19 protein-coding genes are annotated in these 22942 nt (G+C 62.7%); 13 read left to right on the forward strand and 6 right to left on the reverse strand.

Going from position 1 to position 22942, the window contains the following annotated elements; translation table 11 throughout:
- The first annotated feature begins 210 nt into the window (after positions 1-210).
- From ACEXP3_RS12255 to ACEXP3_RS12280, 6 genes are all read left to right on the forward strand, one after another.
- Complete coding sequence (locus ACEXP3_RS12255) at positions 211-1914, forward strand: long-chain-fatty-acid--CoA ligase (protein ID WP_377297510.1); 1704 nt, start codon at positions 211-213, stop codon at positions 1912-1914.
- 131 nt (positions 1915-2045) lie between these two features.
- Positions 2046-3311, forward strand: coding sequence for an alpha/beta hydrolase (locus ACEXP3_RS12260; protein ID WP_377297511.1), 1266 nt, complete (start codon positions 2046-2048; stop codon positions 3309-3311).
- A 96-nt stretch (positions 3312-3407) separates the two neighbouring features.
- Entirely contained in the window at positions 3408-5024 is a 1617-nt protein-coding gene (gene pgi, locus ACEXP3_RS12265; RefSeq protein ID WP_377297512.1) for a glucose-6-phosphate isomerase, read from the forward strand.
- Positions 5025-5034: 10 nt separating this feature from the next.
- Complete coding sequence (locus ACEXP3_RS12270; RefSeq protein WP_377297514.1) at positions 5035-5883, forward strand: class I SAM-dependent methyltransferase; 849 nt, start codon at positions 5035-5037, stop codon at positions 5881-5883.
- A gap of 641 nt (positions 5884-6524) precedes the next feature.
- Positions 6525-8258 (forward strand): ABC transporter permease, encoded by a 1734-nt coding sequence (locus tag ACEXP3_RS12275; RefSeq protein WP_377297515.1) that lies wholly within the window; start codon positions 6525-6527, stop codon positions 8256-8258.
- Between the two features lie 56 nt (positions 8259-8314).
- The gene (locus tag ACEXP3_RS12280) at positions 8315-9616 is read left to right on the forward strand and encodes an ABC transporter ATP-binding protein (RefSeq protein WP_377297516.1); all 1302 of its coding nucleotides are present in this window, start codon (positions 8315-8317) and stop codon (positions 9614-9616) included.
- Between the two features lie 158 nt (positions 9617-9774).
- Here the strand turns inward: ACEXP3_RS12280 and ACEXP3_RS12285 are convergent, their stop codons facing one another.
- The 4 genes from ACEXP3_RS12285 to pyrC form a co-directional block, all read right to left on the reverse strand.
- Positions 9775-10701: a carbohydrate kinase family protein gene (locus ACEXP3_RS12285; protein WP_377297517.1), complete on the reverse strand. Its 927-nt coding sequence runs from the start codon at positions 10699-10701 to the stop codon at positions 9775-9777.
- A 67-nt stretch (positions 10702-10768) separates the two neighbouring features.
- Positions 10769-11467 carry an orotate phosphoribosyltransferase gene (locus tag ACEXP3_RS12290; protein ID WP_377297518.1) on the reverse strand — a complete coding sequence of 233 codons (699 nt, stop codon included), beginning with the start codon at positions 11465-11467 and terminating at the stop codon, positions 10769-10771.
- A gap of 138 nt (positions 11468-11605) precedes the next feature.
- Positions 11606-12769 carry a GGDEF domain-containing protein gene (locus tag ACEXP3_RS12295; RefSeq protein ID WP_377297519.1) on the reverse strand — a complete coding sequence of 388 codons (1164 nt, stop codon included), beginning with the start codon at positions 12767-12769 and terminating at the stop codon, positions 11606-11608.
- A gap of 287 nt (positions 12770-13056) precedes the next feature.
- Positions 13057-14094 carry a dihydroorotase gene (gene pyrC / locus ACEXP3_RS12300; protein ID WP_377297520.1) on the reverse strand — a complete coding sequence of 346 codons (1038 nt, stop codon included), beginning with the start codon at positions 14092-14094 and terminating at the stop codon, positions 13057-13059.
- A 208-nt stretch (positions 14095-14302) separates the two neighbouring features.
- Between pyrC and ACEXP3_RS12305 the strand changes: the two genes are divergently transcribed.
- Positions 14303-15244 carry a tetratricopeptide repeat protein gene (locus tag ACEXP3_RS12305; protein ID WP_377297521.1) on the forward strand — a complete coding sequence of 314 codons (942 nt, stop codon included), beginning with the start codon at positions 14303-14305 and terminating at the stop codon, positions 15242-15244.
- Positions 15245-15247: 3 nt separating this feature from the next.
- Here ACEXP3_RS12305 and ACEXP3_RS12310 read toward each other — a convergent pair whose 3' ends face one another.
- Entirely contained in the window at positions 15248-16288 is a 1041-nt protein-coding gene (locus ACEXP3_RS12310; protein ID WP_377297522.1) for a proline racemase family protein, read from the reverse strand.
- A gap of 152 nt (positions 16289-16440) precedes the next feature.
- Between ACEXP3_RS12310 and cysQ the strand changes: the two genes are divergently transcribed.
- Complete coding sequence (gene cysQ / locus ACEXP3_RS12315; RefSeq protein WP_377297523.1) at positions 16441-17217, forward strand: 3'(2'),5'-bisphosphate nucleotidase CysQ; 777 nt, start codon at positions 16441-16443, stop codon at positions 17215-17217.
- A gap of 16 nt (positions 17218-17233) precedes the next feature.
- Here the strand turns inward: cysQ and hemN are convergent, their stop codons facing one another.
- A complete protein-coding gene (gene hemN, locus ACEXP3_RS12320) occupies positions 17234-18583 on the reverse strand; it encodes an oxygen-independent coproporphyrinogen III oxidase (RefSeq protein ID WP_377297525.1) in 1350 nt (449 codons plus the stop codon).
- Between the two features lie 113 nt (positions 18584-18696).
- On the opposite strand from hemN, the gene ACEXP3_RS12325 reads away from it, so the two are divergent.
- From ACEXP3_RS12325 to rutD, 5 genes are all read left to right on the forward strand, one after another.
- Positions 18697-19413 carry a Crp/Fnr family transcriptional regulator gene (locus ACEXP3_RS12325; RefSeq protein WP_281067714.1) on the forward strand — a complete coding sequence of 239 codons (717 nt, stop codon included), beginning with the start codon at positions 18697-18699 and terminating at the stop codon, positions 19411-19413.
- 264 nt (positions 19414-19677) lie between these two features.
- The gene (gene rutA, locus ACEXP3_RS12330) at positions 19678-20769 is read left to right on the forward strand and encodes a pyrimidine utilization protein A (RefSeq protein ID WP_377297767.1); all 1092 of its coding nucleotides are present in this window, start codon (positions 19678-19680) and stop codon (positions 20767-20769) included.
- Positions 20766-21512 (forward strand): pyrimidine utilization protein B, encoded by a 747-nt coding sequence (rutB, locus tag ACEXP3_RS12335; RefSeq protein WP_377297526.1) that lies wholly within the window; start codon positions 20766-20768, stop codon positions 21510-21512. The genes rutA and rutB overlap by 4 nt, the downstream gene beginning before the upstream one ends.
- Positions 21513-21541: 29 nt before the next feature.
- Positions 21542-21931: a pyrimidine utilization protein C gene (gene rutC / locus ACEXP3_RS12340; protein ID WP_210103688.1), complete on the forward strand. Its 390-nt coding sequence runs from the start codon at positions 21542-21544 to the stop codon at positions 21929-21931.
- Positions 21932-22114: 183 nt separating this feature from the next.
- Positions 22115-22888 carry a pyrimidine utilization protein D gene (gene rutD / locus ACEXP3_RS12345; protein WP_377297527.1) on the forward strand — a complete coding sequence of 258 codons (774 nt, stop codon included), beginning with the start codon at positions 22115-22117 and terminating at the stop codon, positions 22886-22888.
- The last annotated feature ends 54 nt before the right edge of the window (positions 22889-22942 follow it).

Here is a 22942-nt window from a genome sequence, read left to right on the forward strand (position 1 = left end):
GCGGAAGGTTCCTCCGCAAGACGCAACCGCTCCTTGCCTCCTGCCCGCGGATGCCGGCATCCTGTCGCGCAGCCGATTGACGTTTACGTCAAAGTTATCTAGCTTCCCGCCATGGCTGGTTTCGCAAGAGCCGGCAGGGCCAAGGGGTCAGGCAACTGGAGTGGAGGCCAGTTGCCTGACCCTTCGATAACCGAGGAGGAATACGCCGCCATGACACCCGTCCCCCCCGCAGCTCAGGCTCAGACGCCGAAGAAGATCTGGCTTGCATCCTATCCGCCGACCGTTCCCGCCGACCTTCCGCCGCTTGCCCATCGCTCGCTCGGCCAGCTGTTTGAGGAAAGCTGCACGCGCTATGCCGATCGCATCGCCTTTTCCAGCATGGGAAGGAGCATGACCTTTCGCGCGCTGGAAGAAGAAAGCCGCAAGATCGGCATCTGGCTGCAGGGGCTCGGCCTCGTCAAGGGCGACAGCGTGGCGGTGATGATGCCGAACGTGCTGCAGAACCCGGTCGTGGTCTACGGTATCCTTCGCGCCGGCCTCGTCGTCGTCAACGTCAACCCGCTCTACACGCCGCGCGAGCTGGAACACCAACTGAATGATTCCGGCGCGCGCGCCATCTTCGTTCTGGAAAACTTTGCCCATACGGTGCAGCAGGTCGTGGCCAGAACCGATGTGAAACATGTGGTGGTGACGGCGCTGGGCGACATGCTGGGCCTGAAGGGCCACGTGGTCAACCTTGTCGTGCGGCGTGTGAAGAAGCTGGTGCCTGCCTGGTCCATGCCGATGGCAACCTCTTTCCGGCAGGTTCTGTCGGCCGGCGGCCGCGGCACGCTGCGGCCGATCGAGGTGGCCCTCGATGACCTCGCCTTCCTGCAATATACCGGCGGCACGACCGGCATCTCCAAGGGCGCCATGCTCACCCATCGCAACCTTCTCTGCAACAAGGACCAGATGGGCTACTGGCTGGAAAGCGCTTTCCTGAAACGCCAGCGGCCGGAGGTTCTGGTGTTTCTCTGCGCGCTGCCGCTCTACCATATCTTTGCGCTGACGGTGAATTCGCTGATGGGCATTGCGACCGGCAGCCACAATGTGCTGATCGCCAACCCGCGCGACCTGCCGGCCCTGGTCGGCGAAATCCGCAAGCACCGGATTCACATCTTTCCCGGCCTCAACACGCTGTTCAACGCGCTTTTGAACAATGCCGAATTCCAGAAGCTCGATCATTCGTCGCTGACGCTGGTGTTCGGCGGCGGCATGGCCGTGCAGCGCCCGGTGGCCGAGCGCTGGTACGAGATGACCGGTTGCCCGATCACCGAGGGCTACGGGCTTTCCGAAACCGCCCCGGTCGCCACCGCAAACCGCGTCGACACGACCGAATTCACCGGCACGATCGGCCTTCCGGTGTCTTCCACCGAGGTCAGCATCCGCGACGAGGACGGCCATGACTTGACCCATGGCGAGGTGGGCGAGATCTGCATCCGCGGCCCGCAGGTGATGGCCGGCTACTGGAACCGGCCGGATGAAACCGCAAAGGCGATGACAGCGGACGGCTATTTCCGCTCCGGCGACATGGGCTTCATGGACCAGCGCGGCTACGTGAAGATCGTCGATCGCAAGAAGGACATGATCCTCGTCTCCGGCTTCAACGTCTATCCGAACGAGGTGGAGGAGGTCGCCGCCATGCATCCCGGCGTGCTGGAATGCGCCGCGATCGGCGTGCCGGACGGCAATTCCGGCGAAGCGGTGAAGCTTTTCGTCGTCAAGAAGGATCCGGCCTTGACGGAAGCGGCGCTGAAGGCACACTGCGCCGAAAACCTGACCAATTACAAGCGGCCTAAACTGATCGAGTTTCGAACGGAACTGCCGAAATCGCCCGTCGGCAAGATCCTGCGGCGCGAATTGCGGCCGAAGTGACGATCCGTGAGGATCGTCACGATTTGTGACGCATCCGGGATGGACGCCCCGCCGCACGGCGTCTATGGAAAAGCATCAAGAGGGGCCGCCGGCCCGCCAGACACGGATGTCGCAACAGAATGGTCACGCTCATGTCCTTGCCCCGCATCCGCGTGTCGTCCTGCCCGAAGGGGCCGGCATTGGCCTTTGCCCTCCTTGCGCTTCTGTCGCTGGTGTCCGGCTGTGCCAGCCGCGCCGAGGGTGTTCTAGTGCCGACCACGGTTGAGGCGCGCGGCACGTCCAAGGTGGATGTGCTGGTGGCCACCACCCGCAAGGCTTCCGACAATCCCGGCATCCTGTTTTCCGGCGAGCGCGGCAAGGAACCGCAGGTAACCGAGATTGCCGTCTCCATCCCGCCCGAAACGGCGCGCAAGGTCGGCCAGGTTCAGTGGCCAAAACGGTTGCCGGCCGATCCGGCGCGCGAATTCGCCACCCTTTCCGTCAACGAGCTGTCGCTCGCGCAGGCGCGCCACTGGGTGCATGGCCACCTGCCGAAAAGCCGGCGCGTGCTCGTCTTCGTCCACGGTTTCAACAACCGCTATGAGGATGCCGTCTATCGCTTTGCGCAGATCGTGCATGACAGCGGCGCCGATGTCGCGCCCGTCCTCTTCACCTGGCCATCGCGCGGCAGCATCTTTGCCTATAACTACGACAAGGAAAGCACCAATTATTCGCGCGATGCGCTGGAGACCATGCTGCGCCGGGTGTCGGAAGATCCAAGCGTCGGCGAGGTCACGGTGATGGCCCACTCCATGGGCTCGTGGCTGACGATGGAGGCGCTGCGCCAGATGGCGATCCGCGACGGCCGGGTATCGCCCAAGATCCAGAACGTCATTCTCGCCTCGCCCGATCTCGACGTCGACGTGTTCGGCCGCCAGCTGGACGAGATGGGGAAGAAAAGGCCCAATATTACCCTGTTCGTCTCGCAGGATGACCGGGCGCTGCAATTGTCGCGGCGTATTTCCGGCAATATCGACCGCCTCGGCCAGATCGATCCGCGCCAGGAGCCCTACCGGTCTGAACTGGAAAAATCCGGCATCACCGTGCTGGACCTCACCGCGCTTCAGAGCAATGACCAGCTCAACCACGGCAAATTTGCCGAAAGCCCCTATGTGGTGAAACTTCTCGGCAACCGGCTGATCGCCGGCCAGACGGTGACCGATTCCTCCGTCGGCCTTGGCGAGAGCATCGGCGCGATCGCGCTCGGCACAGCCCAGACGGTGGGGGGGGCGGCAAGCGTTGCCGTCAGCGCCCCGATTGCCGTCTTCGATTCCCGCACGCGCCGCACCTATGTGGAACAGGTCGATCGGCTTGGCCAGACAATCGGCGGAACCGTGCAGACGGCTGTCGGCCAGTAGGGACGATCTGCCAAGACGGGCTGTCGTCAGCCTTGATTTGACATTAAAACCGAATAGGTTCCCTCCTCTATCATTGATGACCCAAGAGGTAATGCCATGCAGGCAATCGTTGAACAGCTGAAGTCTACCGCCGCCGCCACGAAGGCTACGGATCTGCGCGCCGCCTTTGCCGCCGATCCGACACGCTTTGAACAGTTCAGCGCTCGCCTCGATGACCTGTTGATGGATTATTCGAAATGCGCCGTGAACGACAAGATCATGGACTTGCTCGAAACCCTGTTTGCCGAAGGCGGCGTGGCGGAAAAGCGCGCAGCCATGTTTGCCGGCGAAGCGATCAATTTCACCGAAAACCGTGCCGTGCTGCATACGGCACTGCGCAACCGCTCCAACACGCCCGTTCTCGTCGATGGTCGTGACGTGATGCCGGATGTGAACGCCGTGCTTGCCGCCATGGGCGCCTTTGCCGACGGCATCCGCTCCGGCGCGCTGAAGGGTGCGACCGGCAAGGCGATCACTGACGTCGTCAATATCGGCATCGGCGGCTCCGACCTTGGCCCGGTCATGGCGACGCTCGCGCTTGCCCCCTTCCATGACGGCCCGCGCGCCCATTTCGTCTCCAATGTCGACGGCGCCCATATTGCCGATACGCTAAAACTTCTGGACGCGGAAACCACGCTGTTCATCATCGCCTCCAAAACCTTCACCACCATCGAGACGATGACGAATGCCGCCTCTGCGCGCGCCTTCATTGCCGATACGCTGGGCGAAGAGGCGGTCAAGCATCACTTCTGCGCCGTCTCCACCGCGCTCGACAAGGTCGCCGCCTTCGGCATCGACAGCGACCGTATCTTTGGCTTCTGGGACTGGGTCGGCGGACGCTATTCCATCTGGTCGGCCATCGGCCTGCCGCTGATGCTGGCGATCGGACCGGAGAATTTCGGCAAATTCCTCGATGGCGCCCATGCCATGGACACGCATTTCCTGAAGGCGCCGGTGCGCGAAAACCTGCCGGCGCTCCTCGGCCTCATCGGCTATTACCATCGCAACGTGCTGGATTACCCTTCGCGCGCGATCCTGCCCTACGACCAGCGCCTGACGCGTTTCCCGGCCTATCTCCAGCAGCTCGACATGGAATCGAACGGCAAGGGGGTCACCATCGACGGTTCGCCCGTGAAGGGCAATTCCGGCCCGGTGGTCTGGGGCGAGCCCGGCACCAATGGCCAGCACGCCTTCTACCAGCTGATCCACCAGGGCACGACGGTGATCCCGGCCGAATTCATGATCGCACGGACGGGCTTCGAGCCGAACCTTCGCCACCAGCACGAGCTGCTGATTGCCAATTGCCTCGCCCAATCGGCAGCCTTGATGAAGGGCCGCACCCTGGACGAAGCAAAGGCCCAGCTGCAGAAGGCCGGCATGGACGCCGCAAAGATCGACCATATTGCGCCGCACCGCGTCTTTACCGGCAACCGGCCCTCGATCACCTTCGTGCATGACCAGCTGACGCCGTTCGCGCTCGGCCGTCTGATTGCGCTTTACGAGCACCGCGTCTTCGTCGAGGGCGTGCTGTTCAAGATCAACTCCTTCGACCAGTGGGGCGTGGAGCTTGGCAAGGAACTGGCAACCGGCCTTCTGCCGGTCATCCAGGGCAAGGCCGGCACCGAGGGGCAGGATGCCTCGACGGCAGGGCTGGTCAAGGCGCTGGTGGGCTGAGGCTCAACCGATGCGCCTTGCCGGTCCCAGCAAGACGGCACGGGGAGCCGCGGGCTATCGTGCCGCGCACCAGACGATCGATGGGGCAACGGTGTTTCGCGACCCCTTTGCTCGTCTCATTCTGGAACCGGAGGCGCTGGCGGAGGCCGATGAGCGGGCGAGCGATCCTGCGTCACGCGGCATGCGGCTGTTCATGGCAGCAAGAAGCCGTTTTGCGGAAGATTGCCTCGCTGCTGCCGTGGCGGAAGGGCTGCGGCAGGTGGTGGTACTCGGCGCCGGCCTCGATACGTTCGGCCTGCGCAATCCCTATCGCGAACTCGGCCTGACGGTTTTCGAGGTGGATCAACCGCCGACACAGACGTGGAAGCGGGCACGGCTGTCTGCAGCGAAACTGCGCGAACCTTCCGAACTGGTCTGGGTGCCGGTCGATTTCGAGACCGACGATCTGGCGGACAGGCTGCGGGAGGCGGGTTTTAGGGCAGATCAGCCTGCCTTCTACATCTGGCTCGGTGTCACGCCTTACCTCGAACGTGACACGGTTCTGTCACTGCTGCAGCTGGCGGCACGCACGCCGGACGCCAGCATCGTCTTCGATTATTCCGAGCCGCTCGACAATTACCCGCCGGAGCGGCGGCCGGCGATGGCTGCGATGGCGGAGCGGGTGGCCAGAGCCGGTGAGCCCTGGATCACGTTGCTCGATCCGCACGAGATCCGAGCGGCGCTTGCGACGATGGGCTATGCCGGCATCGAGGATCTGGGACCCGGGGATGTTGCTGCCCGCTACTATGGTCCCGAGCATGCGCAAAGTCGGGGCGGTACCGGCCCCCATCTCGTTCATGCGCGGATGCGGCCGGCTTGACGCTTCGCTCTACCACCATGACGATGACCACTTTACCCCGCGGTTCGCGCGGCGATTGAGAGCGTTTGCCGCGCCTCGCTCGGCCACCATTTGCCTTGCCTGACGTTCACGAAACTGTGTGCAGCGCAGCAAAGCGCCGCCGCCTTTTTTGGCATCCGCACCATTTCCGGGCGCTTGACGAAGCCATCAGACAGGCGCAAGAGCAGCAACGAAGGGCGCTTTCCGGATGAAGCCGGACGGCCTTCAAACCAGGGAGCTGGCGTATCGTTTCGGAAATGGGTTCCGCCACGGTCGTTAGCAGATGAAAGCTTATGGACAGTTCCAGTCGATCTAGAACCTCTATCATTCGGCCCGTGACCGGCTGAGCTTTCCGCTCGTCCGCCGGTCTTCGGTGACCGGGAAAGGATGAGCCGCAATGCATGCTCTCAATCTGACTTTATTGCCTGTTTTTCCACCTCGCCTGCGGGCTGAAGGTGCGCCGCAGGTCATGCGGATGCCATCGCATTCCCCATGGGCGACTGCGCCTTTGCCTTGCTTACGGGCGAGGATCGCGGCCACGTGACGGCCTGAGATCAAGCCCGGCTGGCCGGATCCAAAATCTCACCAATCTCCCCGCAAATTCCGATTTTCGGAGCGTTCTCATGCTCTTTCCGAAACACGCACCGCTTGCGCTGCGCCGCTCTGCCCTGCCGACCTTTTGGGATGTCGTTGCCCTGCTTCTGGTGATCGGCCTGATCGTGGCTGTTGCCTATGCGGCAGAAGCCACCAACGAGCCGCTTTCCGCACTCGATGCCGCGCCCCTGTCGCTCGATCCATCGAACCTGCCGCTTTATGCACTGCGCACCATGCTGCGCATGCTGGCGGCCATCATCTGTTCGCTGATCTTCACCTTCATTTACGCAACCCTTGCCGCTCGCAGCCGCAGGGCGGAAATGGTGCTGGTCCCGGTCCTCGACATTCTCCAGTCGGTACCGATCCTCGGCTTCCTGACCTTTACCGTCACCTTCTTCATGAACCTGTTTCCCGGCAGGGTGCTGGGTGCGGAACTGGCGAGCGTCTTTGCCATCTTCACCAGCCAGGCCTGGAACATGACCTTCAGCATGTACCAGTCGATGCGCAACCAGCCCAAGGATCTGGAAGAGGCCAGCGCCAGCTTTCACCTCAGCGCTTGGCAGCGCTTCTGGCGGCTGGACGTGCCCTTTGCCATGCCGGGCCTGGTGTGGAATGCCATGATGTCCATGTCCGGCGGCTGGTTCTTCGTGGTCGCCTCCGAAGCTATCACGGTGGGCGACACGACCGTGACGCTGCCGGGTGTCGGCTCCTATGTGGCGCTCGCCATCAAAGAGCAGAATATCGCAGCCATCGGCTATGCCATCGCCGCCATGCTGGCCGTGATCATCCTGTACGACCAGTTCCTGTTCCGCCCCCTGGTCGCCTGGGCCGACAAGTTCCGCTTCGAGACCACCGCCTCCACCGAGGAGCCGACCTCCTGGATGCTGGACCTGATGCGCCGTTCGCGTCTCATCGCCATGCTGACGGCGCCGCTGGCCTGGCTTGCGCGGCAGGTCTGGTCGCTGCGCTTGCCTGAATTTCGTCCGAAGGCACAAAAGGCCGGCACCCGTGCGGTCCAGTCGCGGCTTTTCGACTGGCTCTGGCTGGCGGTCATCCTGGCTGCCGGCCTCTATGCCGCCCTTCAGAGCATCGTCTATCTTCGCGATACGATCGGCTGGGGGGATGTGGCGACCGCCGTGCTCGACGGCTTGATCACCCTTCTCCGCGTGGTGGTGCTGATGGCGATTGCGACGGCCGTCTGGGTGCCGGTCGGCGTGTGGATCGGGCTTCGCCCGGCCATTGCCGAAAAGGTGCAGCCGCTGGCGCAGTTCCTCGCAGCCTTTCCGGCCAATCTCGCCTTTCCGGTCTTCGTCGTGGTCATCGTCCGCTACGACCTCAACCAGCATATCTGGCTGAGCCCGCTGATGATCCTCGGCACGCAGTGGTACATTCTCTTCAATGTCATCGCAGGCGCCTCCGCCTATCCGAGCGAGTTGAAGGAAGCCGCCCGCAGCTTCGGCATCAGGGGCTGGCGCTGGTGGGCGAAGGTCATCCTGCCCGGCATTTTTCCCTATTACGTCACCGGCGCGATTACCGCATCCGGCGGCTCGTGGAATGCCAGCATAGTGGCGGAAGTCGCCAGTTGGGGCAATGAGCAGCTCTCCACCCCCGGCCTCGGCTCATACATCGCCGATGCGACCACGAAGGGCGATTTCCAGCGCGTCGTACTCGGCATCATCGTCATGTGCGCCTTCGTCACGCTCTTCAACCGGCTGGTCTGGCGGCCTCTCTACTCGCTCGGCGAACGACGCCTGAGACTGTAACCGCCGACCGCACGTCCACCCATTTGCCGCTTTACTTCTGACCGGAGGGTCATTCCATGCTCGATATCACCAACAAGGCTCCGCTCATCGACATTCAACAGGCCTGCCGCTCCTTTCCCAAGGGCAGCGGCCATGACGTGATGGTGCTGGAAAATGTCGACCTCACCATTCGCGAAGGCGAGATCGTCGGTCTGCTCGGCCGCTCAGGCTCCGGCAAGTCCACGCTGCTGCGCATCATTGCGGGTCTGATCGCGCCCTCTGCCGGCCGGGCGCTGTGCCGGGGCGAAGTCATCGACGGCCCGCCGCCGGGCATTGCCATGGTATTCCAGTCGTTTGCCCTCTTTCCCTGGCTGACGGTTCTGCAGAATGTGGAACTCGGCCTCGAAGCACAGGGCGTGGAGCGCGGGGAGCGCCGCAAACGGGCGGAAGCCGCCATCGACCTGATCGGCCTTGGCGGTTTCGAAAGCGCCTATCCGAAGGAGCTTTCCGGCGGCATGCGCCAGCGTGTCGGCTTTGCCCGTGCGCTTGTCGTCCATCCGGACCTGATGCTGATGGACGAGCCCTTTTCCGCGCTCGACGTTCTGACGGCAGAAACGCTGCGCACCGACATGATCGACCTGTGGATGGAAGGCCGGCTGCCGATCAAATCCGTGCTGATCGTCACCCACAACATCGAGGAAGCGGTGCTGATGTGCGACCGCATCCTGGTGTTTTCCTCCAATCCGGGCCGAGTGGCGTCCGAAATCAAGGTGGACCTGCCGCATCCGCGTAACCGTCTCGACCCCATGTTCCGCCAGCTCGTGGACAGCATCTATGCCCGCATGACGCAGCGCCCGGAACCGAGAGTGCCGAGCGTCGAAGGTATTCCCGGCACGGGCGTCGGCATGATCCTCGAGCCGGTTTCCACCAATGTCATGGCCGGTCTGCTGGAAGCCTTGGCACGCGAGCCCTATCATGGCCGCGCCGACCTGCCGGTTCTGGCGGGCGTCCTGCAGCTGGCGGCGGACGAACTGTTCCATCTGGCCGAAGCCCTGCAACTTCTGCGCTTTGCCCAGTTGAGCGAAGGCGATGTCGTGCTGACGGACGAGGGCCGGCGCTTTGCCGATCTGGATACGGAAAGCCGCAAGCAGCTGTTTGCCAGCCACCTGACGGCCTATGTGCCGCTCGCGGCCCTGATGCGCCGCGTGCTGGAAGAACGTCCCTCACACACGGCGCCGGCGGCGCGCTTCCTCACCGAACTCGAGGACCATATGTCGGAAGCCTATGCGGAAGACACGCTGAAGACGATCATTTCCTGGGGACGTTACGCCGAACTCTTCGCCTATGACGAGCATGCGGAAATGTTTATCCTGGAATAGCCGCCACACAGGCAGGACCCGGGCGGCTTCTCCCACAGATGATCACCGCCTGATCGGTCAAAATCGGTCAGGACATGGTCCTTCAGCCCGAGTGACGGGCAATAAAATGCCGGGGCAGATCCTGCCCCGGCCGCGAAGATGTGAAAGAGCAAAAGCCGTCAGAGGCCGATTTCGTGGGCGTAGGGCGGGTTTGCGCCGGCGCGCGACACGGTGACGGCCGCCGCCTTGGCACCGAGGACAAGCGCATCCTTCACCGCCTGTTCTGAGAGGTTTGCGACCTTTTCCTTCGACAGCAGGTTCTGGCGCTTCAGCGAGGCAAGGATGCCTGCATCGAACGTATCGCCGGCACCGACGGTATCGACCACGGTGACGCGCTCGGCCGGCACAGCCACCTTGAAGCCCGCCGTATAGCCGACAGCGCCTTCGGCGCCGCGGGTGATGACGACGAGCTTGGCGCCCTGCCCCAGCCAGTATTTGGCCAGCGTGTCATGGTCGCCTTCCATGCCGAACCAGTCGAGATCCTCATCGGAAAACTTGATGATGTCGGACATGGCGGCCATGCGGGCGACGCGGCCATGATGCTTTTCGCGGTCCTTGATGAAGCCCGGGCGGATATTGGGATCAAATGAGATGACGCGGCTCTGGTATTCGCGCGCCATCAGCGTTTCATAGGTCTCGCCGCAGGGTTCCGGGATCAGGCTGATCGCGCCGAAATGCATGGCCTCGATCTCCGGTCCAAGCTCCGGCAGGTCCTCGCGCGACAGCATGCGGCCGGCAGTGCCCTCGTCGTAGAAGGCGTACGTAGCCTGGCCGTTCACCAGCTTGACGAAGGCAATTGTCGTCGGGCGCGACGAGACGGCGCAGAAGCGCGCATCCACATGGCTTTTCTTCAGCGTCTCGCGCAGGATGTCACCCATCATGTCGTCGGAAAGGCCGGTGAAGAAACCCGTCGGCTGTCCAAGACGCCCAAGCGCAATGGCGGTGTTGAAGATGGCGCCGCCGGCATAGGGCGCAAAGCCGTTTTCGCCAAGCGTCGTTTCACGCGGCAGCATGTCGATGAGGGCCTCACCGCAGCACAAGATCATTTGAATTCTCCTCGAAGGCGGACCGGTTCTTCAATCGATTAAATCAGGTTTGCGAAAAAGGCCAGCCTCAGGCCTCGGGCAATTCGCTGACGCCACCATGCGCGGCCGACCAGGCAAGCGGCGCATCGAGGAAGCTTTCCACCTCGCCAAGCGTTGCGTCATCGAACAGCTTTTGCGCACGGGCAACTGCCAGCACTTCGCGCCAGGTGGCGATATGGTGCAGCGTGACGCGGCCATTGGCAAAGCGGGCCTCGGCCTGCGGGAAAAAGCCATAGTAGAACAGCGCGATCGCGTGATCGACGACACCGCCTGCGGCCCGCACCGCATCGATGAACTGGAACATGCTACCGCCGACCGTCGTCAGGTCCTCGATGACGAGCACGCGGGCGCCTTCCGGCATATGACCCTCGATCTGGGCGGCGCGGCCATGGCCCTTGGGCTTTTTGCGCACATAGATCATCGGCAGCGCAAGCCTGTCGGCCAGAAGGGCGGCAAAGGGAATGCCCGCCGTCTCGCCGCCGGCAATGCAGTCGAACCGTTCAAAGCCGGCATCGCGGGTGACGGTTGCGGCGGCGAAATCCATGATGGCCGAGCGGATGCGCGGATAGGAGAGAAGCTTGCGGCAATCGATATAGACCGGGCTCGCCATGCCGGAGGCCAGCTTGTAGGGCTCCTCAGGGCGGAAATGCACCGCGCCGATTTCCCAGAGCATTTTTGCCATCAATTCGGCCATCACGCCGCGCTCGGGATAGATCAACCGGACCATGCTCATCTCCATCTTTTTTGCCCTGCGCGCAGATAGCAGCAACGCGCCGCAGTGACCAGCGCCAGAGGCGGTTTATCCGATCGAGGGCCTGCAGAAATTGCGGTTTTGCCGGGCGGGCGCCCCCTAAGGGCGTGTCCCTCAGGCGCTGGTGCGTGATCCCTGCCGGGGATGATCGGCGGCGCGCTGCACGCGGTTTCGGCCGTTCCGCTTGGCCTCGTAGAGCGCCGCATCGGCCGCGTTCAGAATTCCGTCGAAATCCCGCCCCTCGCTGAAGCCATAGGCGATGCCGGCGCTGACGGTGACGCGGAAGCGGGCGTCGCCCGCCGACAGTTCCCGCTCGGCGAAATTGCGCCGGATGCGCTCGGCAAGCCACTCGGCATAGCCGGGGGCGGCCGTGCGAAGCACCGCAGCGAATTCCTCGCCGCCGAGCCTTGCGGTGGTGCTCAAGCCCGAGGCGTCCTTCAGGTCTTCGGCAAGGCAGCGGATGACCTCGTCCCCCACGGCGTGGCCATACTGGTCGTTCACCGCCTTGAACCGGTCGATGTCGAAGACGATCACCGCCATATCGTCGGTGAACAGATCGCGCGCATGCAGTTCAAACAGCGCACGGCGATTGTAGAGCCCGGTCAGCGCATCCGTAATGGCCTCGCGGCGGTGGCGGGCGGTGATGCGCGCCTGATGCACCATCAGGGACATGGCGCCGATGCCGGTCATGCCGGCAATGCTCATGCTGGTATTGAAGGTTTCCGCCCAGTTTTCCGGCGCCGAGCCCATCACCCAGCGACCGTCGGCCGCAATGACCACCGCACAGACAGCAAACGAAAACCCGGTCAGGGCATAGAGGAGCGACATGCCGAGAAGCGCACCCGGAGCCTCCCGGCGTCCTCGGGCGTATTCGACAGCTGTTCCAAACAACATGCTCGCGCAACACAGATTGAGCATGATGAAGCCGATGCCGTCATAACCGACGATGATCGGCGCAAGCGTGAGGGGCAGCGACACGAGGCCAGCAACAGCCACATGGCGGACAGGCGAGCGATCCGTGCGAAACTGAAAGGCGGCCGCATAAATGATGGCAAAGCCCACGAGCATCGGGCTGAAGCTGGCGGCAAGCGCTGCTGCCGAGGGAAATTCTGTATAGTAGCTATAGCAGAATATGGCCGCGACCAGGAAGGCAAGGCCCAGAACCCAGGTCAACAGAAACCCGTCACCACGCCGCGCAAGCCAGGTTGCGAACAAGGTGACCAGCAGGCAAAGCGTTGAAACGCCGAGCGAAATCAGCAAGGTCCTGTAATCAAGCATCATGCCCGCCAGATTTCGAAGCACTGTCGGATTTTTTAAAGCGACAGGCTGTCACTTTGTTCCCCATCCGATCTGAACTCAGAATACTAATGCACCTATAACAAAAACGTTAAAACGTATAGCTATCCTTCGCAGTCTGAACGGAAAGGCGCGCCGGGCACACTTGTGCAGTCTTTGCATTGCGCCCCTCCACCCCATGTCTTCCTTCACAAGCCGTCACACCACGCAAAAGCCGATGCATGGCGCAACAATGCTCAACGGGCGGCTTGGCCAACTAGCTGGGCCGACTAGACGACAGTCCAGTGCAGCGGGAACATCGGGTCAAACACGGTGACCGGTCCTGCCTCGGTGTCGCGTTTTGCCGGATAGGCCACCGGCTGTTCCTGCTTCTCAAGCAGAATGGTGTCCTCGTTGGCGGCAAGTCCGTACCAGGCCGGGCCGTTCAGCGATGCGAAAGCCTCCAGCCGCTCGAGCGCGCCTTCCTCCTCGAACACATGGGCAAGGCAGCTCATGGTGTTGATCGAGGTATAGATGCCGGCGCAGCCGCAGGCGCATTCCTTCAACGGATCAACATGCGGCGCCGAATCGGTGCCGAGGAAAAAGCGGGCGTCGCCCGAGGTCGCCGCCTTGCGCAGCGCCTGTCGGTGATGTTCACGCTTGGCAACCGGCAGGCAGTAATAATGCGGCCGGATGCCGCCGACGAGCAGCGCATTGCGGTTGATGATGAGGTGATGGGTGGTGATCGAGCCGGCAAGGTTGCGGTCGGCGCCCAGAATGTAATCGACGCCGTCCTTCGTCGTCACATGCTCCATGGTGATGCGCAGATCCGGCAGGCGGCGACGGATCACATCCAGTTTCTCGTCGATGAAGACCGCCTCGCGATCGAAAATATCGACCTCCGGCGTCGTGACCTCGCCGTGCACGCACAGCGGCATGCCGATCTTGGCCATGCGCTCCAGTGTCGGCATGGCCTTGTCGAGATCGCGCACGCCGCCATGGGAATTGGTGGTGGCGCCGGCCGGATAAAGTTTGACGGCGGTGATGAGGCCGCTCTTCAGCCCCTCCTCGACATCGTCCGGATCGGTCTGCTCGGTCAGATAGAGCGTCATCAGCGGCTGGAAGCGGTCACCGGCCGGCAGGACATCCAGAATGCGCTGCCGGTAAGCCTTGGCATCTGCCGTGGTGACGACCGGCGGCACAAGGTTCGGCATGATGATGGCGCGGGCAAAATGCCGGCTGGTATCGCCAATCACGGCCGCCATCACCGCGCCGTCACGCAGATGCAGGTGCCAGTCGTCGGGGCGGCGGATGCGAATGCTGTTCATGGCGTCTTCTTCCGTATGGTCGCTCTTTACCCTTGGCCATAGCACCCGTTGGCAAAGCCCGACAACCGAGCGACCTCGAGTTTTTTTACCGCAGACCTTGAAGGGGACGCTCGCCGATCATCAAGACGTGATCGGCAAAGTGATGCGGAACCGGCTGTCAAGTCCCGCGTTCATTAATCAAATATAAAGTTTTGAACCGGAGAGAAGAATGAACGCCCGTTCTTCACATGTCAGAATCATCGCAAAGCTCTGTGCCGGAACCGCCGTCGCGCTTGCCGCGCTGACTGTCGCACCCAATGCACGCGAACCCGCTCCGGTGGTGCTCGCAAGCGTCATGCAGGACCAGTGCGACCGCATGGCCGGCAGCCCCTATGACCAGAACCGCAACACTGCCTATGCGCCGGTCGGCATCGAAGAGATCGACACGGAGGCGGTGACCGCCTGCCGGATCGCCTTCGAGGCGACCCACAATCCCCGCTTTGCCTATCAGCTGGGCCGGGCGCTCAACCGCACGCAGGAAGCCGATCAGGCGATGACCGCCTATGAGACGGCCGTCAACGCCGATTATTCCGCCGCGAAGGTGAATTTCGGCATGCTGATGGGTCGTATGGGCGACACCTCGACCGAGTTCAAGATGTATAGCGAGGCCGCAGCGACCGGCAATGTTCTGGCCGCCTACAATCTCGGCGTCGCCTATCGCGACGGGCTCGGCACCGACAAGAACGGCGAAAAGGCCTTGTCTTGGTTCGAGAAGGCAGCCGCCGGCGGCGATAGCACCGCAGCCTTCAACATCGGCGCCATGTATGACGAAGGCGACCTCGTTGCAGAAGACAACCAGCTGGCGATTGCCTGGTATGACATTGCCGCCAAGCGCGGCAATGCGGACGCCATGATCAACCTTGGCCTGATGTATCAGGCAGGCGAAGGCATTCCGGCCAATCCGCAGGCAGCGGCCGAAATGTATGCTGAGGCGGCAGCCGCCGGCGACAGTTTCGGCGCACTGAAGCTGAAGGAAATGCAGGATGCAGGCGTCGTGCCGGCTCCGGCACCCGATGTTGCCACCACTGACCACACCCCCAAGGGCGGCATCGACATGCTGGTTCTGCAGGAAGGCGACGTTGAAATTCCCTCGACGCTCCTGTCGATCTAGCAATCAGCCGGGAATATCGCCGGCCGAGGGGCCCCAGACATCCGTCATGGCAAAACCCGCAGCCAGCGGATCGAACGGGTCAAGCGCCACCGTCTGCTGACCGAAGGTGAAGCCGCGTCCACTGATCGTCGGAATGACGGCCGGACGCCCGGCAATCTCGGTGACGCCGGAGAGGCCGACGCGGAATTCGGACCCGATGATGGAGCGCGAGGTAAACACGTCGCCTTCCCTCACCTTTCCGCGGGCAAACAGCGTCGCAAGGTTGGCGGAATTTCCCGTACCGCAGGGCGAGCGGTCGGCGCGGCCGGGCCACATCGTGGTGCAGGTGCGCACGGCACCATCCGGATCGACATCGCGGAACATCACATAGGCGACGCCGGAAACGGCCGGGATTTCCGGATGAACGACCGGGAATTTCTCGTTGACCAGCGCCTTCAGTTCCATGCCGGCGGCAACGAGGGCGGCGGCATTGTGCTTTTCGATGGTGAGCCCGATCTGGCCCACATCGACCAGCGCGTAAAACACGCCGCCATAGGCGAGATCGAGGCTGATCGTGCCCCACCTTGTCTCCAGCGCTACATCCAGCGCATGGACGAAGGACGGCACCATGGTCAGTTCCACGCGCTCGCAGCGGCCGTCATGGCATGTCGCGCGCGCCCGCACGAGGCCCGCAGCCGTTTCCAGCACCACGATGGTTTCCGGCTCCTGCATCTCCACCATGCCGCTTTCGAGAAGCGCCGTCGTCACGCAGATGGAGTTGGACCCGGAACTGGCATGTGCCTGATCCGGCTGGAGAATGACAAAGGCCGCATCGGCTGACGGATCGCTCGGCGGCAGGAGGAGGTTCACCGAACCGATCGGGTTTCCACGCGGCTCAAGGCACAGGAAACGACGCAGCGCCTGGCCCTTCGGATCGCTGTTCAGCCAGGCCAGCTTGTCGGCGGTGGTCACCCCTGGGATTTTCGGCACGCCGCCGATGGCCACCTTGCCGATCTCCCCTTCGGCATGGACGTCCAGCAATTGCATCGTCCGTTTCCATCTCATGGTGCCCGCCCTCTCATGCTGATCTGTCGCCACCTGCTTCGTCCGGCGGCAGCGGACCATAGGGCGGGTGCCGGGCTGCGGGCAAGGCGGTTGATTTGCTTTTTCGCAACCGATGGCGCATCACCGAAACGATAGGCTCAATGGAATGGCGAATGCTGACGATTTTTGAACAGGCGGCTCTCAAGGCTGGACGGGTTATTCTGGAGATCTACGCCGAAGGTTGCGCAGTGGACGTGAAGGCCGATGCGACCCCGGTGACGGAGGCCGATATCCGCGCCGAAGAGATCATCCTGTCGATCCTGCGCCCGGCCTTTCCGGACCTGCCGATCATCGCCGAGGAAGAAGTCGCCGCCGGCATCGTGCCGGATATTTCCGGCGGCCGATTCCTGCTGATCGATCCGCTGGACGGCACGCGCGAGTTCATCAGCCGCAATGGCGAGTTCACCGTCAACATCGCGCTCATCGATGAGGGCGTGCCGGTGGCCGGCATCGTCTATGCCCCGGTGCTTGCCACCGCCTATCTTGGCGGGCCGGACGGCGCCGTCAAGCTGACGCTCGACTCCGACCAGACGGTTGTCGCGCGCCAGGCCATTCGCGCCCGCCCGGTTGCCACGCCGCCGATTGCCATGGCCAGCCGCTCGCATCAGGACCCCGAAACCGCCGCCTGCCTGCAACAGATGCAGGTGGAAGAATGTCGCCATATCGGCTCGTCCCTGAAATTCGGCCTTCTGGCGGAAGGGCTTGCGGATGTCTATCCGCGCTTTGGCCGCACCATGGAGTGGGACACAGCTGCCGGCGATGCGGTGCTGCGAGCCGCCGGCGGCGCCACCGTTCTCACCGACGGGACGCCGCTTTCCTATGGCAAGCGGCGCCGGCCGGATATGGCCGATTTTGCCAACCCCGCCTTCATTGCCTGGGGCCGGCGCTGATCCCATGCGTTGATCTTCAGACCGCGACCGAGTGGCGCGCCTTGCCAGCCCCGAAATAGCGGTCGAAGCGGGCCGCGATGGTGCGCACGAAGAGCCGTCCTGGGGCCAAAACCTCGAAACGGTCACCGTCGAAGCGGATGAAGCCGTCGGTATCCTCTTCTTCGATGCGGGCGGCATCCGCCCGCACGCTTTCGGCCGCCGCGCCATGGCATGCCTTGAGGGCATCGACGGAAAACTCGTAAGAGCACATAAGCCCCTCGATCGCATCCCCCACCGCCTTGTCGAGGGGAGAGAGCGCAAACCCCTTGGCAACCGGCAGCTGCCCTTGCGCCACGGTGCGGATATACTCGCCGGTCGTAACGATATTTTGCACATAGCCGCCCTCGACGCGCCCGATGGACGAGGCGCCGAGACCGATCAGGCTTGGCGCGCGGTCGGTCGTATAGCCCTGGAAATTGCGCTTCACCTCGCCGCGCTCCAGCGCCTGGGCGAGACTGTCGCCGGGGCGTGCAAAATGATCGATGCCGACGGCGACATAACCAGCCGCACGCAACTCTTGCCCGATCAGCCGCTGCATCTCCAGGCGCTCCTCGACACCGGCAAGCGCTGCCTCGTCGATCAGCGTCTGGTGCTTCTTCATCCAGGGCACATGCGCATAGCCGAAAATCGCAAAACGGTCCGGCTGCATGGAGAGCGAAAGCCTCAGCGTTTCCTTCAGGCTCTCCTTCGTCTGGTGCGGCAGGCCATAGACGACATCGAGATTGACGCCGCCGATGCCCAGCTCCCGGAGCAGACCAACGACACGCTGCGTCTGCTGAAAGCTCTGCGGCCGGTTGATCGCCGCCTGCACGGCCGGATCGAAATCCTGCACGCCGACGCTTGCCCGCGTCATGCCGAACTGGCGCCAGGCGGCAAGCTTGACCGCATCCACATAGCCCGGATCGATCTCGACGCTGACTTCGGCTGCGGGGTCCACGTCGAAATGCGCATCCAGCACCTGGCGAACCCGGGTGAGATCTGCCGGCGACAGGATGGTGGGCGAACCGCCGCCGAAATGGATCGTGCCGACCTGCCGGCGTTTGGGAAGGTGGGACGCCACCACCGCGATTTCCGCCACCAGAGCGTCCACATAGGCAGCCACCGGATCATAGCGCCGGACCTGCTTGGTGTGACAGCCGCAGTACCAGCACAGCCGGTCGCAGAAGGGAACGTGCAGGTAAAGCGACAGCGGCGCGTCGCCCTCCTCGGCCCTCAGCCACCGCGCATAGGTCTCTGCCCCCACGCCCGGATGAAAATGCGGTGCAGTGGGATAGCTCGTATAGCGCGGCACGGGCGCCGAATATCGGGCAAGAAGATCTGGCTGCATGGTCCCTTCCTTTCTGAGCTTGGAATACAAAGGGAAAAACCGCGCTGCCTTGATCAAGATCAAGCCGGATGGCGTGGTAGCACCGGACGGGCTATATCTTGCGGGCCATGGACATGACCCGCCGCGACATCCACTCCCTCGACATCCCCGTACTCTGCAAAAGCTGCGAAGTGCGGCACAAGGGCATGTGCGGGGCGCTGCCGCCGGAAGACCTGCAGTATCTGTCGCGACAGACCCGCCAGATCGAGCAGCCGGCCGGCACCGAACTTGTCGGGGAAAGCACCGATGTCGGTGCCTATGACAATGTGATGTGCGGCGTGGTGAAACTGTCGAAGACGCTGGAAGACGGCCGCCAGCAGATCATCGGCCTGCAGTTCGCGCCGGACCTGGTCGGCCGGCTCTATGCCAGCGAAAGCCCGATGACGGCCGAAGCCGCCTCAGACGTCACCGTCTGCCGCGTGCCGAAGGCGACGCTGGAACGGCTGATCGAGCGCAATCCATCCTTGCGCAAGCGCCTGATGGACCAGGCTCTGCGCGAACTGGACGAAGCGCGCGACTGGATGGTGACGCTCGGGCGCAAGACGGCGGCGGAAAAGGTGGCAAGCCTCCTGCTGTTGATCGCCACCCATCTTGATCCGGATGCGCCGGGCGAGGCGCGCGTCTTCGATCTGCCGATCTCGCGGCTTGATATCGCCGACTATCTGGGGCTGACCATCGAGACCGTATCCCGGCAGTTTTCGCGGCTGAAATCGGACGGCATCATCACCATTACAGCCAACCGGCATATCGAGATCGTCAATCTCGAGCGCCTGGCCAAGCGCTGCGGCTGACGCAACGCCCTTCCCGCACCGGGTGAAACCGGCTGCGACCCAATCTGACAAAGATCAAAAAACAGACAGGCGCCTGCCTAATGGCCGGGCAAGCCGCACGAATTTTATTGATCAGTCGGTAAATTTTTGACCAGTTGATAAATTTTTCTCGGCGCAATTTTCCAACCACTTGAAATATAACCATAATTCAAGTCTGGCATGCGAATTGCTTTTCCTTTTGTCATATCGGGGCCGCTCGTGCCTCGCGACAGAGGGAGCATGAACATGGAAATTGGTGTCTTCATTCCGATCGGAAACAATGGCTGGCTGATTTCGGAAAACGCGCCGCAATACAAGCCGAGCTTCGAGTTGAACAAGGCGATCACGCTGAAGGCCGAGGAATACGGCTTCGACTTTGCGCTCTCGATGATCAAGCTGCGCGGCTTTGGCGGCAAGACGGAATTCTGGGACTATAATCTCGAAAGCTTCACGCTGATGGCGGGCCTTGCCGCCGTCACCTCCAAGATCAAGCTGTTCGGCACCGCCGCCACCCTCATCATGCCGCCGGCGATCGTGGCGCGCATGGCCACCACGATCGATTCGATCTCCGGCGGCCGTTTCGGCGTCAACCTCGTCACCGGTTGGCAGCGCCCGGAATACAGCCAGATGGGCCTGTGGCCCGGCGACGACTATTTCTCCGACCGCTACGAATATCTGAGCGAATACGCGACCGTTTTGAAGGACCTGCTGACCACCGGCCAGTCGGACCTGAAGGGCAAGCATTTCCAGATGGATGATTGCCGCATGAAGCCGATCCCGGAAGGCGACGTGAAGCTGATCTGCGCCGGCTCGTCCAATGCCGGCATGGATTTTTCCGCCAAGTTTGCCGATTACAGCTTCTGCTTCGGCGTCGGTGTGAACACGCCCAAGGCCTTTGCCCCCACCAATGACCGCCTGCTGGCGGCGACCGCCAAGACCGGCCGCGACGTGCGCTCCTTCGTGCTGACCATGGTTCTGGCCGAGGAAACCACGGAAGAAGCGTTTGCCAAGTGGGAGCACTACAAGGCCGGCGCCGACGAGGAGGCCATTCAGTGGCTTGGCCTGCAAAGCGCTGCCGACACCAAGTCCGGCGCCGACACCAATGTGCGCCACATGTCGAACCCGGTCTCGGCCGTCAACATCAACATGGGCACGCTGATCGGCTCCTATGCGGAAGTGGCCGCCATGCTGGACGAGATGAGCGAAGTGCCCGGCACCGGCGGGGTGATGCTGACGTTTGACGATTTCCTCGAAGGCATCGAGAAATTCGGCAAATATGTGCAGCCGCTGATGAAGAGCCGCCGTCACGTGACCGAAATGCTGGAGGCAGCGGAATGAGCGAGACTATCGTTGCAGGCTACCAGCCGCGCCCGGAGCGGACGAAAAGCGTCACGCTTCCGGCCAGGCCCGAGCCGATCAGCCTGAAGCCGTCGGAAACCGCCGTCGTCGTCGTCGACATGCAGAACGCCTATTCCACCGAAGGCGGTTATGTGGATCTTGCCGGCTTCGACATTTCCGGCGCCAAGGGCACGATTGCCAATATCAAGAAGACGGTCGAGGCGGCGCGCGCCGCCGGCGTGCTGGTCGTCTATTTCCAGAACGGCTGGGACAAGGACTATGTCGAGGCCGGCGGCCCGGGCTCGCCCAACTGGCACAAGTCGAACGCGCTCAAAACCATGCGCGCGCGGCCCGAACTGCAGGGCCAGCTGCTGGCCAAGGGCACCTGGGACTATGCGATCGTTGACGAACTGCAGCCGCAGCCGGGCGACATCCTGGTGCCGAAGACGCGCTATTCCGGCTTCTTCAACACCAATATGGACAGCGTTCTGCGCGCCCGCGGTATCCGCAACCTCGTCTTTGTCGGCATCGCCACCAATGTCTGCGTCGAAAGCTCGCTGCGCGATGCCTTTCACCTCGAATATTTCGGCGTGATGCTGGAGGATGCGACCCATCACCTGGGACCCGAGTTCATCCAGCAGGCGACGGTCTACAATGTCGAAAAATTCTTCGGCTGGGTTTCCACCGTCAATGATTTCTGTGGCGCGATCGGTCAGGCTGCCCCTGCCGAAGCCGCCGAATAACCACCCGCAACGCAACGGAGAGAATGAGAATGCCGAAGACTATCGTCGTTCCCGAAGGCACGCAGAAGCCCATCGCCCCCTATTCGCCCGGCGCACTGGCCGATGGCGTGCTCTACGTGTCGGGGACCCTTCCCTTCGACAAGAACAATGACGTCGTGCATGTGGGCGATGCGGCCGCACAGACCCGCCATGTGCTGGAGACGATCAAATCCGTCATCGAAACCGCCGGCGGCACGATGGAGGATGTCACCATGAACCACATCTTCGTCACCGACTGGGCCAACTATCAGGCGGTCAACAAGGTCTATGCGGAGTATTTCCCGGGCGACAAGCCGGCCCGCTACTGCGTGCAATGCGGCCTGGTGAAGCCGGACGCACTGGTGGAAATCGCAACGGTGGCGCATATCGGCAAGACCTGAATGGGTAACGCCCCTCATCCGCCTGCCGGCACCTTCTCCCCGCAAGCGGGGCGAAGGGCAGAAGCCGCAACAGCCTGCCCCAAAGGTTGATCTTGCACGGGGCCGCCGTCCCCTCTCCCCGCCCGCGGGGAGAGGGTTAGGGTGAGGGGCAATCAAGACACACGCGCTGAAGGTAAGTTCGCAATGCATTACGACATCCACGGCCTGACCGCGCCCGACGCGCCCACCATCCTCCTCTCCTCCGGGCTTGGCGGATCGGGCGCCTATTGGGCGCCGCAGATCGCAGCCCTTGGCGAAACTTTTCGGCTCGTCACCTACGACCATCGCGGTTGCGGCCGCACCGGCGGCGAGGTGCCCGAAGTCGGTGGCATCGCAGCCATGGCCGATGACGTGCTGGAGATCGTGGAAACGCTGAAGCTCAAAAGTTTCCACTTCATCGGCCATGCGCTTGGCGGCCTGATCGGCCTCGACATCGCGCTTCGCCGCCCGGACCTCATTGAAAAGCTCGTGCTGATCAATGCCTGGAGCAAGGCGGATCCGCATTCCGGCCGCTGCTTTGACATTCGCCTGGAACTCCTGGCGAAATCCGGCGTGGAAGCCTTTGTGAAGGCGCAGCCGCTGTTTCTCTATCCCGCCTGGTGGATGAGCGAGAATGCCGCGCGGCTTGCCGACGACGACAGACACGGCGTGTCGCATTTTCAGGGCAGCACCAATGTCACCCGCCGGATTGCGGCGCTGCGCGCCTTCGATGTCGATGCACGCCTTGGCGAGATCACCGCTCCGACGCTGGTGATGGCAACACGCGACGACCTTCTGGTGCCCTATACGCGCTCGAAACGGCTGGCGGACGGCCTGCCAAACGCCACGCTGGCGCTCAGCGACAGCGGCGCGCATGCCATGAACATCGTCTTTCCGCAGGTATTCAACCAGACCGTCCTCGAATTCCTGAAAGCCTGAGACCGGGCGCGGCTTTTCAAAGTAACGTCCGCCAAAAAAACTGCCCCGACGGAA

It is taken from the genome of Neorhizobium fuzhouense, assembly GCF_042611105.1.
In the GTDB taxonomy this organism is placed as follows: domain Bacteria; phylum Pseudomonadota; class Alphaproteobacteria; order Rhizobiales; family Rhizobiaceae; genus Neorhizobium; species Neorhizobium galegae_A.

Coding starts and splice junctions, on each gene's coding strand:
- ACEXP3_RS12275 (WP_377297515.1), top strand. CDS start 6,525: ATGCTCTTTCCGAAACACGCACCGCTTGCGCTGCGCCGCTCTGCCCTG.
- ACEXP3_RS12260 (WP_377297511.1), top strand. CDS start 2,046: ATGTCCTTGCCCCGCATCCGCGTGTCGTCCTGCCCGAAGGGGCCGGCA.
- ACEXP3_RS12270 (WP_377297514.1), top strand. CDS start 5,035: ATGCGCCTTGCCGGTCCCAGCAAGACGGCACGGGGAGCCGCGGGCTAT.
- ACEXP3_RS12290 (WP_377297518.1), bottom strand. CDS start 11,467: ATGGTCCGGTTGATCTATCCCGAGCGCGGCGTGATGGCCGAATTGATG.
- ACEXP3_RS12305 (WP_377297521.1), top strand. CDS start 14,303: ATGAACGCCCGTTCTTCACATGTCAGAATCATCGCAAAGCTCTGTGCC.
- ACEXP3_RS12310 (WP_377297522.1), bottom strand. CDS start 16,288: ATGAGATGGAAACGGACGATGCAATTGCTGGACGTCCATGCCGAAGGG.
- ACEXP3_RS12255 (WP_377297510.1), top strand. CDS start 211: ATGACACCCGTCCCCCCCGCAGCTCAGGCTCAGACGCCGAAGAAGATC.
- cysQ (WP_377297523.1), top strand. CDS start 16,441: ATGCTGACGATTTTTGAACAGGCGGCTCTCAAGGCTGGACGGGTTATT.
- ACEXP3_RS12295 (WP_377297519.1), bottom strand. CDS start 12,769: ATGCTTGATTACAGGACCTTGCTGATTTCGCTCGGCGTTTCAACGCTT.
- hemN (WP_377297525.1), bottom strand. CDS start 18,583: ATGCAGCCAGATCTTCTTGCCCGATATTCGGCGCCCGTGCCGCGCTAT.
- ACEXP3_RS12325 (WP_281067714.1), top strand. CDS start 18,697: ATGACCCGCCGCGACATCCACTCCCTCGACATCCCCGTACTCTGCAAA.
- pgi (WP_377297512.1), top strand. CDS start 3,408: ATGCAGGCAATCGTTGAACAGCTGAAGTCTACCGCCGCCGCCACGAAG.
- rutA (WP_377297767.1), top strand. CDS start 19,678: ATGGAAATTGGTGTCTTCATTCCGATCGGAAACAATGGCTGGCTGATT.
- rutB (WP_377297526.1), top strand. CDS start 20,766: ATGAGCGAGACTATCGTTGCAGGCTACCAGCCGCGCCCGGAGCGGACG.
- pyrC (WP_377297520.1), bottom strand. CDS start 14,094: ATGAACAGCATTCGCATCCGCCGCCCCGACGACTGGCACCTGCATCTG.
- ACEXP3_RS12280 (WP_377297516.1), top strand. CDS start 8,315: ATGCTCGATATCACCAACAAGGCTCCGCTCATCGACATTCAACAGGCC.
- rutC (WP_210103688.1), top strand. CDS start 21,542: ATGCCGAAGACTATCGTCGTTCCCGAAGGCACGCAGAAGCCCATCGCC.
- ACEXP3_RS12285 (WP_377297517.1), bottom strand. CDS start 10,701: ATGATCTTGTGCTGCGGTGAGGCCCTCATCGACATGCTGCCGCGTGAA.
- rutD (WP_377297527.1), top strand. CDS start 22,115: ATGCATTACGACATCCACGGCCTGACCGCGCCCGACGCGCCCACCATC.